Origin of the sequence: Bradyrhizobium sp. 154, assembly GCF_023073875.1 — a bacterium.
Classification (GTDB): Bacteria; Pseudomonadota; Alphaproteobacteria; order Rhizobiales; family Xanthobacteraceae; genus Bradyrhizobium.
The window spans coordinates 26,561-41,652 of the sequence record NZ_JADPKG010000055.1 but is presented as its reverse complement, the minus strand read 5'-3'; the positions used below and the strand labels follow the sequence as shown (position 1 = coordinate 41,652).

The following is a 15,092-nucleotide window of genomic DNA, read 5'->3' as shown; positions in this document are numbered from 1 at the left end:
GAGCCGACAATGACCGCAATGGACGCGCTTCACTTCCGATCGCGAACCATTCCCATCATTGGGGCGAGCCGGAAGATCTCGCCGCGCTTGCGATGTGTCTGGCGTCACCGGTGGCGCGGTACATAACCGGCACGGTGATTCCGGTGAATGGCGGTTTGCGGCGGTATCAGTTCTAGGGCGGACGAGTCGAACGCCCGCGACGAGACCTGGGCGTGGCTTAACTTCCTGACGGGCTGGACATCTCTCCGCTTATCGCGCGGTCCAAGGCGTCGATGAGTGTTTGTAGCTCGACGAATTTGTTGCGTGCACGCTCGGCCTTGTCGCGATCGAAGGGAGCGGCCAGCACGGTCGCATGCGCGTCCCTATCCTCGATCATGCGACTACGGGCTGTCTTCAGTGTTTCAAGTCGAGCGCTCATCAATATTCGCCTTCTTGTCGCTTTGATCCGAACCGAAGCCTTCAATTGAAGGCCGCCGGTAGCTCACCCTTGCGAAAGATGACTGTAGGCTCATCGTCATAGTCGCCCATTTCGGGATCGCCACTCGACGAGAACGCAACGACAGCAAGCTTGCTCAACGCGAGCCGCTCCGCCGTTCGGAGCGCGGCACTTTCCGTTTTGCAGGCTATCGGAGAGTCCGGCTTCAGATGTCCGCCCTTGCCGGCGTTGAATGCCTGCACGATATAGATTGTTTCGCGGGCCATAAAGGTTCCTTTGACTGCTGACAAACGCGGGATGACGCCAACGACCGCAACGGCTCGCTTCGCCGCCCTCCCTGTCTCGCACTCCCACTACTGCGGTGCCGCAATCTCAGCAGTCGCGACAGATATTCTTCAGCTTCGCTGCGGTTAGGGCCTCTTCGGCGGCGAATGGGTCCTTGTATGCCGCTCGCGATGCGTCGCTCTCGACCGTCACAGGCGCCTTGATTTTCGGAGGAAAAGCGGCGTCATAACAGGCGAGACGTCCGCTGGTGTTCTCGATCGTGCGGCAGTCGAGCTCCCGGGCAAGAGCGTTTTGCGCAAAAGTGCAGAGCGCAAACACCGCAAGAGACATCTTCATCATGTGCCTTTCCGACCAACAATCATGAGGTTAATGCGGCCTCATGCTTCGAGCTGATCGAACTCATCGGACAGCAGGATGCGGCCTCGCGGCGTGCAAATCCGCACGTCCGAATACCCCCTATCCAGGAGCTCGTTCGCCTTCTTCAAGGCCGCAGCGGTTGTATCGTGGCCAAAATTGACGCGGCCCGATTGATGGTCCCTGCTGACCAGGAATTGCAGCTGTGTGGCCCTATCCATGCAGGATGGCCGCTGCGAATACCAGGAGCAGAAGAAAGAGCGGAACGATCACGGGCGGCACGATCCAGTCGGCCAGACGAAAACGCGACATGCGCGCTCCTCCTCTTCGGCGGGAGCGCTCGTCACCCTCAGTCACCGGTCGAAGCCGTGGGAAGGGCGGTGATGTCGCAACCCTACGCTTCCCCAGTGGGAATAGCGAGCTTTAAAACGCGGCCGCCGTCGGTGGATTCCAGCAATCGATGCGCCCGCCGTGGCGCACCGGAACTTGAGAGTAGATTGTCGCTAATGAACGGAATCGGCTTCGAGCCTCGGCGCGCAAGACGCGCGCCGCGCGACCCGGAGGCCGGAGCACCGTCGAGGTCCGGCCGAAATCTCTCCGCTAGCTCTTCTACGCTAGAAAGACTTACCTCACCTCCGCGCGACCGTTGGCGGGAGGCAATAGTTCGCGCGCAGGAGTCCGCTGTTTGCCATACTCAGCCCGTTTTATCGTCGGTTGATGGACAGCAGCGCGAACAGGGCTGAATCACCCTGAATCTGAGCAGCCTCCCGCGTAATTTCGAACCCCGACGCGATCTCCGTTGCACCGTCTGAAACGTTCCACTTCCAACGTCCCTGACCGGATAGCGACACGGCGACGTCAAGCAAGCGAACTGGGGATTTGGCCATAACAGCAATATGAGCCTGAGTTCCGCAGTTACAAGTGCGCCGTGCGCCGAGATCGCCTAGTCTGTCTCGGACTGCTCGTAGGCGTGGATATTGGAGCTCCCGTTGGTTGCGCTTCGAATTCAACACAGAACTACCTATCGTTTCCGCGGGTTGGTGAGCCTTGCACCACACCGCTTGATGCTTCGTCCACGCGAAAGTCGCGACCTTCGTCTCGTATCGCAGAACCTGACGATAACGCCGGTAGCGGTGCCGGCATGGGCACATGACGTCTTCGGCAATGCGGTCGCTGTGGCCACGTTCACGGCCATGACCGATATGCTCATCATCGACAGCGTGGCGAATATCTCGCTCGACACGGCTGATTGGCCGGTTTTCGCCATCGCCGCTTCGGCGATCTCCTATCCATTCCGCTACTCCGCCGACGAATGGACCGACCTCGGAGCGCTGACTATCGCTCAATATCCTGATCCAGCCGAGCGGTTGCAAAACTGGGCGAGAGGTTTCATCCGCAGCAGTCCGACCGATACCCTTGCCCTGCTCAAGGACCTGAATGCCGGTGTCGCGCAACGCATCCAGTATCAGAGCCGTGAAGTCGAGGGCACCCAGTCGCCCAACGAGACGCTCGATCGTGGCTGGGGCTCGTGCCGCGACTTCGCGGTGTTGTTCGCAGAAGCCGCACGCAAGCTCGGCTTCGGTACGCGCGTCGTGTCGGGTTATCTGCACGATCCGAACCAGGACCTGCTGGGTTCGGCCGAAGCAGGCTCAACTCACGCCTGGGCCGAGGTTTTTGTTCCCGGAGCGGGCTGGATCACCTTCGACCCAACCAACCGCAGCGTCGGAGGCCGCAATCTGATCCCCGTTGCGGTCGCTCGCGATATCAGCCAGTGCACGCCGGTGTCAGGGAGCTTCTTTGGCAGCACTGACAGCTTTCTGAACATGGATGTGAAGGTATTGGTCACCTCAATGACCGAAGATAGTCATATCTATCCAGCAGGAAAGAGTGCACAGTCGGTGACGATTTCGTCGCCCGTCGAACGATGATGCCAATCTGGACATCATCCTTCGCAGAACTGGCTTGCGGAACTGAGCTGCCATGCGAGCCGCCGTAAACGGCGTTGGCAGCGAACGCCATTAGCGCAACCACATCACCGAGGCCAAGCCCACGCGGCCCTCCTTCTCGAAGAGAGAGCGGCGCCTGAATGCGAGTGGTACGGCTTGCGCCGCATAGGCCAGGGAGACCGAGTGTCGATCGAGCGCGCCATTGTAGAGGCCCGACGCAAGCCGTGGGGGAGCCGCAACTTGCTTCCCTGGAGCGACATCGCCGCTAGTGACGATCCAATCGGCGAATTATGGTTTCGGCGCGCGGGCGCGACTTCTTCGGAAAGCGTGCTGCTGCTCAAACTGCTCTTCACGACCGAGCCGCTGTCCATTCAGGTTCATCCCGACGATACGTTCGCCCGATCGATCGGTCTAGCCAATGGCAAGACCGAGGCGTGGTACATTCTTTCGGCCGCGCCCGGTGCCCGGGTTGCCATCGGATTGAAGCGTTGGCTGTCATCGGCGGAACTGCGAACCGCCATTACTGATGGCTCGATCGGTGACCTCGTGCAGTGGCGTCCGGTTCACTGCGGCGACGCTATTTTTGTTCCCGCCGGCACTATTCATGCGATCGGCGCGGGCATCGTTCTTGCCGAAATCCAGCAGCACAGCGACGCCAGTTTCCGCCTTTTCGACTATGGGCGGCAGCGTGAGCTGCATCCCGACAATGCCGTTGCCGCGGCAAAGGCGGCGCCAGCACCGCGTCAATGGCCTTCGCGAAAACTAAATGAGACGCGAACGGCCCTCGTCACCAGTGCCCATTTCTTCCTTGAAAAGATCGATCTTGTCGCCGGCTCGGTCTGGACTCTCGATGCCCGAAACGAGGCGTGGATTGTCTTGATTAAAGGGCAAGGCCAGATCGCAGCAGCGACAATGTCCGCCGGTCAGGCCGTCTTTATCGAGGCGGATCAGCTTAGGATCGAGGCCGGCCCCGACGGCCTGACGGCGCTTCTCGCCTATCCAGGCCCAGATGCAGATTCAGTTGCACTCGTTGAGCACTACCCAGACATGCCCGGGCATCCCCGGCCGAAAACGGAGGAACTGCAAACGTGGTGGCGCTAAATCGGGTCGCATTCATCGGCAATTCGCTACCTCGCCGATGTGGCATAGCCACGTTCACTACCGATCTTCAGCACGCTGTCGCTGCCTCGCGGCCTGATCTGGAAACGGTCGTCGTCGCGATGACCGACCACGGCCAAGCCTATGACTATCCTTCTGCAGTTGGATTTCAGATTAACGACGACCGGCCGGAGGACTATATTCGTGCGGCAGAGTTCTTGAACCGCAGCCGGTTCGACGTTGTTTCGCTTCAGCATGAGTTTGGCATTTTCGGCGGCGACTCCGGCAGTCACATCCTGGCCCTGCTGTCGCGCCTGAATATGCCAGTCGTGACCACACTCCATACCGTGCTTGCCGAGCCGACCAAGGTGCAACGCGAAGTCATCGTCCGGATTTCCGACATATCGTCCAAGATCGTGGTGATGGCCGAAAAGGGCCGCGAATTGCTGAGAACCGTTTATCAGGTGGCCGACGAAAAGATCGAGGTCATAGCGCACGGAATTCCGGAATTCGCGTTCGTTGAACCGGACGAGGCCAAGGCTAGGCGAGGTTTCAGCGGCCGGTCGGTCATTCTTACTTTCGGCCTTCTGTCGCACAACAAGGGCATCGAAGTCATGATCGACGCCATGCCGGCGATCCTGAAAAGCCGTCCGGATGCGGTCTATGTCGTGCTCGGCGCGACCCATCCGAACCTGATACGCGACCAAGGCGAGGCCTATCGCGACAGCCTCGTGGCGCGTGTCCGTAAGCTCGGTATCGACAAGCACGTCGTGTTTCTTGACCAGTTCGTCGACCAGCCGACGCTGCTCGATTTTATTTCGATGTGCGATGTCTATGTGACGCCGTATCTAAACGAAGCTCAGATGACGTCGGGCACGCTGGCTTACAGTTTTGGCTTGGGAAAGGCGGTCGTCTCCACGCCATACTGGCATGCGCGCGAGCTGCTGGCCGACGGCCGTGGTATTCTGGTTCCGTTTGGAGATACGGCGGCCACTGGCCATGAAATCGCGAAGCTGCTGACCAACGCGGTGTTGCGGCAGGCTATGCGTAAGCGCGCCTATTCGAGCAGCCGTCCCATGACGTGGGAACGGACAGCCGAACGTTACGTGTCGACGTTCGACAATGCCGGTCGCAAGCATCGTTTAAAGCCAATCGTGCGCTCGGACACCAGCACGCTGCTGCGCGATAGCCGCGCGCCACCGGAAATGCGCATCGGTCATTTCCTGTCGATGTGCGACGACACCGGATTGTTCCAACACGCCGTACATTGCGTGCCGGATCGCTCCCATGGCTATTGTGTCGACGATAACGCTCGCGCGCTGCTGCTGGCGTGTGCGCTCAACATTCCCGGCGAGGAACGATTGGCGGAAGTGTTGACGGCCCGGTTTGCCGGCTTTGTCCAGCACGCGTGGAATCCCGACACAAAGCGGTTTCGCAATTTCATGGGCTTTAACCGCTGCTGGCTGGAGAAAAGCGGCTCGGAAGACAGCCATGCCCGGACCTTATGGGCTCTCGGTGTGTGCGCGTTGACCGACGCGAATCTGTCACGGCGGAAATGGGCTGCGGCGCTGTTCGCCGAGGCTGCTCGGAGTGTGGAAGCCTTTCGCTCGCCGCGTGCCTGGGCTTTCGTCCTGCTCGGGCTCGACGCCTATTGTGCCGCCGTCCCTGGCGACGCGGGCGCCGCCGATCTCCGGCTTCGCCTGGCGGATCGGTTGATTGCGATCTTCAATGCGGTCGAGACACAGGACTGGGTTTGGTTCGAAGAAGGCCTTGCCTACGATAACGCCCGTTTGCCGCAAGCCCTCATCCTGACCGGCATGGCGACCAAGAGTGCCGTCTATCGGGACGCCGGCTTGAGATCGCTGCGCTGGCTGGTGAAGCAGCAGACTGCCGCGAGCGGTCAATTCCGGCCCGTCGGCACCGCAGGTTTTGGCGAGACGCGCCGGAAGCCGAGGCCGTTCGATCAACAGCCGCTCGAGGCTACGGCCACCATCGCCGCCTGTCTCGCGGCGTGGCGAGCCGAGCATGATGTCGAGTGGAAAGCCGAAGCCGCGCGTGTGTTCGCATGGTTCCTCGGCAGCAACGATCTTTCGACTTCCTTGGTCGATCTGGAAACCGGCAGTTGCCGCGACGGCCTGCATCCGGACCGTGCGAATGAGAACTGCGGCGGGGAATCAGTCGTGTCGTATCTGCTCGGCCTCTGCGAAATCAGGCAACTCGCCCGCCTGAGTGAAAGCCGCGTGCAGCCCGCGCCGCTGGTTGCCTGACGGCGTTCGATCATTTTCCCTCTCCTTGAAAACAATCCGAGGATGCTTTGTCGCAATCTCCATTCCTGAACCGTCAGGCGCTTTATTTGCGGCCCGACCCGACACGGGTCATCGTGCGCCCTTTCAAGCCGGCGACCGAGCCGCGCGATCTCAACCCGACGGACAAGACCCGTGCGAACCACATCGTCGATCGGGTTCTGGCACTCGGCGCCGATGCGGCAGCCCGCCAACTCGAAGATGTTCTTGAGAATTTCCTCGGCCGGCACCGCAATTTGCTGCGGGCCTTCGAGGCACGCGCCGACGAAATGGAAGATGCGTTGGTCGTCCACGCCTCGTTCACGCAAACGCAACGTCAATTGGTCGGTGCCTATTTTCTCAACGAGTATTCGTTCGAAGCGTCTGCCTTGTTCAACCCGAGTATCGTAGCGCATCCCGATCAGTCCGGCGCTCCTCCCGGTGCGTTACGCTTCATCCTGAGCCTTCGTGCCGTCGGCGAAGGCCACATCTCGTCGCTGACCTTTCGGTCCGGAATGATCGCGGCAGACGGCGTGGTCAGCGTCGATCCAACGACACGCCTGGCCTCGAGCCCTACCATTCTCGTGCAGACGCAGGGGCCCGCCGGATACGATGTCGAGGTTGCTTTCCAAAGCGGCGAAGATATCAGCGAACGGGTCATCTTTCCCATTACCGCATCTCAGTCGAATGGCATTGAGGATGCACGCTTCGTGCAGTTCAACGATGGCGAACGACAGATCTACTACGCGACCTACACCGCCTATAGCGGTAGGGCGATCAGGTCGGAGCTAATTGAGACGTCCGATTTCGTGTCGTTCAGGCTGTCCACTCTGAAGGGCAGCGCCGCTCGTAACAAGGGCATGGCGCTCTTCCCACAGAGGATCGGCGGCCGGTATGCCATGATCGCCCGGCAAGACAATGAAAATCTCTATCTAATCTATTCCGACGACCTCTACACATGGGATGATGGCGGCCACGCGCTTCTGAAACCCGAATTCCCGTGGGAGTTCGTGCAGATCGGCAATTGCGGATCGCCGATCGAACTGGATGAGGGCTGGCTGTTGCTGACCCACGGTGTCGGGCCGGTTCGGAAATATTCAATCGGGGCAGCGTTGCTGGACAAGAACGATCCCTCGAAAGTACTTGCGCGCCTGCATGAACCCTTGCTTCGACCCGACCTGTCCGAACGTGAGGGATATGTCCCAAACGTCGTGTACACATGCGGCGCGTTGCGACATCACGACAAGATCATTTTCCCCTACGCCGTCTCGGACACATTCTCAAACTTCGCGACGATCAACATCGCCAGTCTGATGAACGCCATGGAATGAACGATATTTTGTTGTAAAAGCAGAGATTGCAAATGGCCAACTGAGAACCGCGGATCAGTAAATGATCGGTGCAACGTGAACGGCGGAGCGGCTCTCATCTGGTTTCGAAATAGAAGAGTCATGCTTCTTCCAGAAAGCGGCATCCGTCGGCGCATGTCCGTGAAGGGCTCAGAAGCGGAACGGCAACAGGATGTATTGCATTGCATCACAGTACGGCCCGCGTTAGAGCAGCTGTAGGTTTAGAGGTAGATCCATGTCATACGCCTACAAGCTGAATGAAGACGTTCGCCATCAGCCACAAGGGCCACAAGGACGTGCTGCTACTGAGCGTCCAATGATTTACACCATCGTTCAACATATGCCCATCGAGGCAGATGGACGTATTAGATACCGCATCAAGTGCAAATCGGAGAAGATCGAGCGAGTCGTTACGGAAGATCAGCTTTCGTATTCTCAGTGATCTGGCGCGCTTTTTGACGGTAGGATTCTAGTCATGCTGAACGATCGCGAAAATGTCCTGAACGCGCTCCGCGAAAAACCACTCAAAGTCTACGAAGTCATGAGACGCGTCAACATCGTGAATGAAGAAACTTGCCAATCCCTCCTGTTGAAGATGCGAGACGAAGGGTTGGTGAAGTTCGATATTCACAAAGGGCGATGGCTCATCGGATGATATTCGAGAAATTGCGGCGACCGTCCAGCGTTGATCACTGGAGACTCGCCCCGGCGATCAAGAACACGTTCGAACTTGTTGAGCAGGGTCCACGCTGCGCGGGACTCAGTGGTCTTGCGGAAGACATTCCGGGCAAGTGTCGCCGATCCAACACGTCCCGAATCTCAGCCGCGGCTTGATCGGGAGACAGGCCGGGCGGCGGATCTTGTCTCGTGATATCAGGGCTCGGTCACGGGCGTGCGGGTCGGCACGGTCCCGCTTCCATCCATGCTCCTCGCACTCGCGGATGGCGCCAGCGTCCTGCAGCGCGGAAATCGCGCAGCCGCCTAGGGTCCAGATCGCCGGCCGTCTTTCCTTCGTCATCAGCATATAGATCGCTCCTGCCGGGACGAATCCTTCCCCCTCGCTCGTTCCCGGCGGTTAGCAAGTGGCAGGGATTACGGATCGCTGGGCACGGGCTTGTCCACGTGTTCCGTGGGTCTGTGCAGAACCTATGTGGCCGGCGCTGGGTCTTCCTTCTCGCCGGGATCGGCACTCGGTGCCTCGCCGGGCGCACCGGTAGTCGGCGCAAGACACTAGGATGCCGCGGACTGCGCTCAAGTGTTTCGCTACGCTCGACTCGCCGACGGATCCGCTAAGCAGTTCGGCTTATCCGCCCCACCACACCGATGTACACAGCATCGGCGGAGCAGTGGAATCAGTTTCCGTCCGTCTGCGCCGGGCTGCGCGCTGCCGTCGCGCGGCAGGGCCCGACTCACCGCTGGTCGAGCGTTCGTGATCTAACAAGGCCAGGGTTGCCTGATGGGGCGGTAACCGTCGAAAAAATCTTCTCGACTTCGAGACGTATCTTACCGTGGCATTCACACGCCGCTGCTGCGAGTCGAATTGGGTCGATCTCGATGTGGCCTCGCCGATCCGATCGAATCGCTCCTGACGCACGCAGATTACGCATTAGGAGCGTCACCGTTGTTCGTCGCACGCCGAGTATCTCCGATAGCGCTTCCTGAGTCAGCGGCAGGACATCGGTGTCGATACGGTCGCGAAAACTTAGCAACCAGCGTGCCATCCGGGCTTCCACCGGATGCAGTGCGTTGCAGGCTCCGCCGAGCTGAAGCTGCACCAGCATCGCCGTGATGTGGCTCTGGACCGCACGTCGGATTGCGGGGCTCCGGCTAAAAGCGGCGTGAAACCGCGAGACGGAAATCCGCGAGGCGGTGCCTGCCGCGCGAACGACGGCCGTGATGGCGGAGGGCGACGAGCCCAGCACGGAAAGTGTGCCTAGGGCGCCCTCGCATCCGACTACAGCGCAAAGCACTTTCGGAAGCAACCATCCATAGAATACTCGGCAGCGAACTTTGCCTTGGGCGCATGACCTACAACGTCACAGCAAAAAAGCTGCAGGGACCTTTGATAAGAAATCCTAAGTCCGTGTGGACGCGTTATCAGGCCTTCGAACCCATCGTGTCGCCAGCACAATTTCGGAAAGCGCAAGAGCGTCTGGCGGTCGGTAACCGACCTTGGGACAAAGAAAAAATCATCGCCGCGCTCAAGAGACTGCTTGAGACGAACGGGCATCTTTCTCAGAAACTACTCAATCGCACCGAGGGCGTCCCGTCCTCAGACGCTGTCGACCGCCACTTCGGCTCGCTGTTGAAGGCCTATTCCATCGCCGGTTACGATCCCAAAACTAGGATATTCTTTGGGCGCAACGGAAGATATTGGAGCGAGAGCGCGGTCATCATGGGGTTGCGGCAACTCCATGCTGAGAAGGGGCGGATTTCAAATCGGCTTATCGAACGCAGCCCTGATCTGCCCTGTCCAAGGCATGTCCGTCGTCGTTTCGGCTCGCTCGCTAATGCGCTGCGCAAGGCAGGGCTGCCTGTACCAAACCATAGCGAAATACAGCGGAACGGGTGGAAGCGCAGGAAAGACGGCGGCGGTGATGAATACATCCTTGGGGTACGTTGGAGTGACGCGGATCTGCTGCAGGCGTTGCGCCGCGTGCATATTAAGCATGGATATGTCACGCAAAATCTTCTGGACTGGGATAAGGATACGCCCGGCACCTACTACTTCGTGAAACGATTTGGTTCTCTCACCAAAGCGAAGGCCTTGGCGAAGCTGCCGCTTGAGACGCATTCGCAAATCACGCTCGCCGCTTTGCAGCGGAAGCGCGAAGGCAAAACTGTAGGCAGGCAGCGACGCCATCCCGAACAGCGCCCGAAACTGGGATATTGTACGGACGACCTGTTGCTCGGCCTCAAGCGCCTCTTGGACCGCGAGGGTGCCGTGTCAGCGCGTCTGATCAATGACGATCCCAACTTACCTTGGTCGGCTACGGTGGCCCACCATTTCGGCAAGCTCTCGAAGGCCTATCGATTGCTAGGTCTGGTTCGATTGGAAGGAAGGGCTATGCGCCACGGATACCCACGCCAAAACTAAGGCGGCATGCAAACATGCCTTCCAGGCGGCCGCGGTGCAAAGGCGACGCCAAGCTCGGAAAGCGACCCACAACCTGCTCGGTCCCGATAGGACCCATTGGTAAACACGAGCGAGCGAAGGGGGCTGCCGAAAAAACACGCGCGCCGCTACCGTGAGCTTGGCGGCGGCCGCCCCTTCAACCCGAGGAAGTTTTAAGGCGGAGTGGGTGGAGTGCGCAAAAAGGGGCCCGGTGCTTGACATGGGACCCAAAGATTTTATCGCGCCTCTCAGGCTTCGTGCCCGACGAGCCAGAAAGCAGCTACGCTGAACAAAAGACGCCGCGACTGGTCCTTTGAAGGCGACAGCACGCGAGACGCTGAGCATCGTACTGAGAAGCATGGGACCGTCCTATCTCACCTGCCCAACATGAGCTTGACCGCTGTTGCCGCGTAAGGCTTCCCGGTCTTGGTCATGTGCCCGGCTTCGGCGAGTGCGGCGGAAACCTCTCGGAGCGAACGCTTGCCGCCCTTGGGACGTGCTCGGGCCAGACTTCGTGCGAGTTCGACCGTCTCAGGCCGCAGCTCTGCGATGGACTTCCGGCCTTCAACCTTCACGCCGGCACGACGCTTGCGATCCCGCGCGCCTTTGAGCTTCGCAACTAGCATGGCCTTCTCAAACTCGGAGACGGCACCGAGCACCTGCCGGATCAGACGTGCCGTGGGTGTGTCGTCTAGGAACGAGGCGGGACTGTCAGCGGCGATGAGGTCGATGCCGCGCGCCCTGAGCATCGCATATGCGTTCGCACTGGGGAAGGCGTGCGTGGGCCTTAAAACCGACCCTCGTATGCTGCTTCCAATCGGGGACAATCCGATGATCGAAGCTGCTCTTCGGAGGCTCTTTTCCGACGAGAGCGAGTTGGTGCACTGGATTGAGAACTACGACCCAAAGATGCAAGCGAGCTAACGAGGTTGAGAAAAATACAAAAGGGCACTACAAAAGGGCCGCTGGCGATTTGAAAAACGCTAGATTTATCAAGGGTAAGGTCGCGGAACTACGGTGCCCACCCAACTGTACCAACAAAATCAAATGCTTGCGGAAATCGTTGAACGCTTGTGAATTGTTGTAGCTACCAGATAGCTACCACCAGAACGCTGGTGCATTGCGCTCGCTTGGGCGACCGAAATTCACGTGCCGAGCACGTTGTCCAGATGCCACTTAGTCCGGCTGGTGTGAATGAAGATGAACCGACTCGCACCGGCATCGTCTCGGATGCGCCGGTTGATCGAATTCGACTTGTTACGAGCGTTGATATCAATGCTCAAGGCTGATCCGATCGCCTAGCTCTCTGCCTAAGCCAAGTGGCGCTCAGCGCGGATCACGGTGCAAGAATTCGTTCTGAGTCTATTCCTGGTTCGAATTCGCTGCTGCGTCGCTTTTGGGATGCCAATGTACCCCGCTTTCACTTCCGTTCTCGGGCGACACCAACATGTGGCCGGGCAGTGGCAAACGCGTTCGATGATGACCGATCTTGTACGGCACCATCGTCTCGGTGATCGCCCACGTCTCATTCTCTCGCGTGGTTGCTTCGGGAACAAAATAGTTTGCGTAAACCCATCTGAGGCGTGAGGTCGCCGGCGCAAATGTTCTGGCTTGCATCGTGTTGAAGAAGTGACGAGCGAAATCAACTTCCGCCCCAGCCGAGCTCTCGATGCCAACGTGAATTACCCCCGGACGATCGCTCGGAAGCTGGCGCTCTGCGTTGGCTATGGTGCTGCGAAAGTGACGCGCCTTTTGACGTACGGCAGCATCGGATTCACTGATCCAGCTGACCACGCTGGCTTGGTAGACAGCGTCCGCATATGTGGGCCTCAAAGGAGCCGGGCGCCATTTGGCTGCCATGCTGTGATCGGCCGTATGATCGTAGTGCCCGGCCAGAAGTGCGATGATCCGACTTCCATCAAAATAGACGTAGTCCTTTGCGAGAATTCGCCGAAGCAACGTCCAGTTTATAGGGCGCACTCTTCCGGTCGCCACCTCGTCCCTCCAAGGTGCCAGCGATCGCCTGTCGATTGCCTGTTGCACGTGTCGCACGAGATAATCGTCCGCGATTTCGCGCAGCTCGACTTGGTACTTCACCTCGACAATGACGGATTCGCCAAGCTCCAGGCATAGTTGATGGATGGGTTGTGCGAGCCGCGTGCCCCGCAACTTCTCGTTCGCGGCATAGGTTGAAGGCACCAGGCGCTTGCACTCTGCCGCCCAGCGGCTTCCCGTCCTGAAGACGTGCATGTCCGGGGTTCGTCCGCGCCCGGGCTTTCCGACATGAACTCGACCCGTGTCCAACCTCTGCGTCGGTAGGCAAGGGCGACGAGCATCTCGAAAATGCTGCTGTCCGCTTGGCGTCTCTCTTGTAACATCAGGCGAGCCGCCCGCTCTTCGACCCCCTTCACGCTGAGAAGAAGTTTCAGCTCCTTGCCGATACGCGTAAGGAAGGGCACAACCCGCATTGTGCCCTCAGGCGCCCACAGGGCCCGGTCGGAGGCAAAGGTCTCTGCCTGCAGTATGTACCAAGCGGTCGTATCCACCGGGTCAAACAACGGGCCCATTATGCCGGCGCGCATGCGGTCTTGGGCAGCAAGAAGATTGGTCTTCGCGACGTCTAGCCTCTGCTCCATCTCCTTGCGAGGAACGAACGACTTCAGCCAGGCAACTGCCAGCATCAATTCGTCGTCGCGCCAATCCTGGTTAGTGCGCGGCGCGGTCCAATCTGGATTGTTCGCTTTCATGCTGCGGAATTCGACATTGCCACTGAGCTATGGTCTGCCATTCCGGCAACTGTGACCGCGCAAAACCCAGTGTCGCGGAAGCTTGGAGCGCAAAAGCTGCTCCCCGGCCTGACCGATAAGATGATGTTTGGATCGCTTTTTCGTTGTCATGTGTGTAATCTATAGAAATGGCTAGGTCTCGCTAACGGACCCAGTCTTCAAATGACATTGCCAGGAATATTGGAGCGGAATAGCTCTGTATCATTTCTGTCTTTGCAATCAAAGCGATCATAGAACAGCAACGGCGATCGGGACGATATTGGCGCTTAAAAGGCGACGGAGGGTCGCGGGCGTAGGACGCCGAGGCAAGGAGCGCTGCCCCCTTGAGACTACAGTGAGGTCGCGAACAAGTGGTCTCTCTCCTAACCCGGACGCGCAAAGATCACGGGACAATTCACACTCATTCTTGAAAAGATCGACGAACGGCTCTAGATTCGGCTTATGCCGCCTTCGTCGGCTAGGCCGCTGCCTTGGCAAAGGACTTTTGGTCCAACGACTACTCCATGATCCAGCTCTCGCGACCGATTCCCCTCTTTCGGCCGATGAGATGAGCAGCGCGTCTTGACCCGGCCGAGATGAAGGACGCTCGCATGTTCTCGACGCTCGAAGGCGCGAAGAAATTCGCCAAGAATCTCAAATCGTTGTTCGACGACAGCGGGATCATTTTTCCGCTTAATCGCTGCCAGAAGGCTGCCGCGATCGCAGGCGGATCTCGAGATTGGCACGACCTCAGCAGATCGTTGGCAGGGTCGGATCGACCCGTCGATCCTGGTGCATTTCGCCGCAGGCTGATCGCGTTTCTGCCCCAACCATGCTGGATACCGTATTGTTTTGGTTGGATGAGGGGAAACTGGAGACAATTGACGGCAAAGGACTCTCGCACAATTACTACCGCGCCGTCGTGCCCTATGTGTTCTCGTCGTCTGTCATTCACCGAAGCAAGTCCGCCCTGCTTCGTCCCGGCTCCGGTCCGGGACAGCGGTTGCGGGAATCGATGGTCGTCTCTCTCTTGCTTGGAGGAAAAGGCAGCAAGAGATTGATCCCGCAGCTCGAGCCGGACAGCTTAGCGCTCGTCGTTTCCGGTGACACGGCAAGTCTTTTCGGTGTCGATGCGGAGCATCCCCGGTTCGAGAAGGATTTCGCCTCTCTCGTGGCGGCCGGCATATTTGAATACGAAGATGGGATCCTGCGGGTCCTGCCGGCGGACAAGGACGAGGTCGCTGCGCACGCGGCCAGAGGGTTCACCGACCGCGCTCAGTATTTCGCTGGCGTCGGAGGTGACGAGGCAGTGGAAGCGCTCCCGTGGCGCTCTCCGCAACCGGAATTGAGCAGCCTACGCGTGTAGCGGAAGACGTCATCGGCAAAGGTTCGGAGACACAAATCACGCCGCCTGGGCCCATCCTCGAACTGTTGTCCAAGCTCGCAGAGGATGGAGAACTGG

Annotated in this window: 14 protein-coding genes and 2 pseudogenes; 8 read left to right on the top strand and 8 right to left on the bottom strand. The window is 59.0% G+C overall.

Annotation, left to right across the window (positions count from 1 at the left end; all coding sequences use genetic code 11):
* Positions 1–56: 56 nt before the first annotated feature.
* A pseudogene (locus tag IVA92_RS15000) lies at positions 57–176 on the top strand (SDR family oxidoreductase); the annotation flags it as partial.
* Positions 177–217: 41 nt separating this feature from the next.
* Here the strand turns inward: IVA92_RS15000 and IVA92_RS14995 are convergent.
* The 4 genes from IVA92_RS14995 to IVA92_RS14980 all read right to left on the bottom strand — a co-directional run bounded on the left by IVA92_RS14995 (position 218) and on the right by IVA92_RS14980 (position 1,296).
* Complete coding sequence (locus IVA92_RS14995; protein ID WP_247279110.1) at positions 218–418, bottom strand: hypothetical protein; 201 nt, start codon at positions 416–418, stop codon at positions 218–220.
* 41 nt (positions 419–459) lie between these two features.
* Complete coding sequence (locus IVA92_RS14990; RefSeq protein WP_247279109.1) at positions 460–702, bottom strand: hypothetical protein; 243 nt, start codon at positions 700–702, stop codon at positions 460–462.
* Positions 703–808: 106 nt separating this feature from the next.
* Positions 809–1,051 carry a type VI secretion protein gene (locus IVA92_RS14985; RefSeq protein WP_247279108.1) on the bottom strand — a complete coding sequence of 81 codons (243 nt, stop codon included), beginning with the start codon at positions 1,049–1,051 and terminating at the stop codon, positions 809–811.
* Positions 1,052–1,098: 47 nt separating this feature from the next.
* On the bottom strand, positions 1,099–1,296 hold the full coding sequence (locus IVA92_RS14980) for a hypothetical protein (RefSeq protein ID WP_247279107.1): 198 nt from the start codon (positions 1,294–1,296) through the stop codon (positions 1,099–1,101).
* Between the two features lie 768 nt (positions 1,297–2,064).
* On the opposite strand from IVA92_RS14980, the gene IVA92_RS14975 reads away from it, so the two are divergent.
* From IVA92_RS14975 to IVA92_RS14955, 5 genes are all read left to right on the top strand, one after another.
* On the top strand, positions 2,065–3,003 hold the full coding sequence (locus tag IVA92_RS14975; protein WP_247279106.1) for a transglutaminase family protein: 939 nt from the start codon (positions 2,065–2,067) through the stop codon (positions 3,001–3,003).
* A gap of 201 nt (positions 3,004–3,204) precedes the next feature.
* Positions 3,205–4,122 (top strand): class I mannose-6-phosphate isomerase, encoded by a 918-nt coding sequence (locus tag IVA92_RS14970; RefSeq protein WP_247279105.1) that lies wholly within the window; start codon positions 3,205–3,207, stop codon positions 4,120–4,122.
* Positions 4,110–6,386 carry a glycosyltransferase family 4 protein gene (locus tag IVA92_RS14965; protein ID WP_247279104.1) on the top strand — a complete coding sequence of 759 codons (2,277 nt, stop codon included), beginning with the start codon at positions 4,110–4,112 and terminating at the stop codon, positions 6,384–6,386. The genes IVA92_RS14970 and IVA92_RS14965 overlap by 13 nt, the downstream gene beginning before the upstream one ends.
* A gap of 47 nt (positions 6,387–6,433) precedes the next feature.
* Positions 6,434–7,732 carry a glycoside hydrolase family 130 protein gene (locus tag IVA92_RS14960; RefSeq protein WP_247279103.1) on the top strand — a complete coding sequence of 433 codons (1,299 nt, stop codon included), beginning with the start codon at positions 6,434–6,436 and terminating at the stop codon, positions 7,730–7,732.
* 493 nt (positions 7,733–8,225) lie between these two features.
* Positions 8,226–8,405: a hypothetical protein gene (locus tag IVA92_RS14955; protein ID WP_247279102.1), complete on the top strand. Its 180-nt coding sequence runs from the start codon at positions 8,226–8,228 to the stop codon at positions 8,403–8,405.
* Positions 8,406–8,510: 105 nt separating this feature from the next.
* On the opposite strand, the pseudogene IVA92_RS14950 reads toward IVA92_RS14955, so the two are convergent.
* Both IVA92_RS14950 and IVA92_RS14945 read right to left on the bottom strand, forming a co-directional pair.
* Positions 8,511–8,774 (bottom strand): annotated as a pseudogene (locus IVA92_RS14950) (hypothetical protein).
* A gap of 385 nt (positions 8,775–9,159) precedes the next feature.
* A complete protein-coding gene (locus IVA92_RS14945; protein ID WP_247534250.1) occupies positions 9,160–9,525 on the bottom strand; it encodes a helix-turn-helix domain-containing protein in 366 nt (121 codons plus the stop codon).
* A gap of 152 nt (positions 9,526–9,677) precedes the next feature.
* Here IVA92_RS14945 and IVA92_RS14940 point away from each other — a divergent pair, with 152 nt between their 5' ends.
* Positions 9,678–10,847 (top strand): recombinase family protein, encoded by a 1,170-nt coding sequence (locus IVA92_RS14940; protein ID WP_346015603.1) that lies wholly within the window; start codon positions 9,678–9,680, stop codon positions 10,845–10,847.
* A 392-nt stretch (positions 10,848–11,239) separates the two neighbouring features.
* Here the strand turns inward: IVA92_RS14940 and IVA92_RS14935 are convergent, their stop codons facing one another.
* Both IVA92_RS14935 and IVA92_RS14930 read right to left on the bottom strand, forming a co-directional pair.
* Positions 11,240–11,614: a recombinase family protein gene (locus IVA92_RS14935; RefSeq protein ID WP_247279099.1), complete on the bottom strand. Its 375-nt coding sequence runs from the start codon at positions 11,612–11,614 to the stop codon at positions 11,240–11,242.
* Positions 11,615–12,227: 613 nt separating this feature from the next.
* Complete coding sequence (locus IVA92_RS14930) at positions 12,228–13,115, bottom strand: hypothetical protein (RefSeq protein ID WP_247279098.1); 888 nt, start codon at positions 13,113–13,115, stop codon at positions 12,228–12,230.
* Between the two features lie 1,347 nt (positions 13,116–14,462).
* Between IVA92_RS14930 and IVA92_RS14925 the strand changes: the two genes are divergently transcribed.
* Positions 14,463–14,996 carry a hypothetical protein gene (locus tag IVA92_RS14925; RefSeq protein WP_247279097.1) on the top strand — a complete coding sequence of 178 codons (534 nt, stop codon included), beginning with the start codon at positions 14,463–14,465 and terminating at the stop codon, positions 14,994–14,996.
* Positions 14,997–15,092 lie beyond the last annotated feature (96 nt).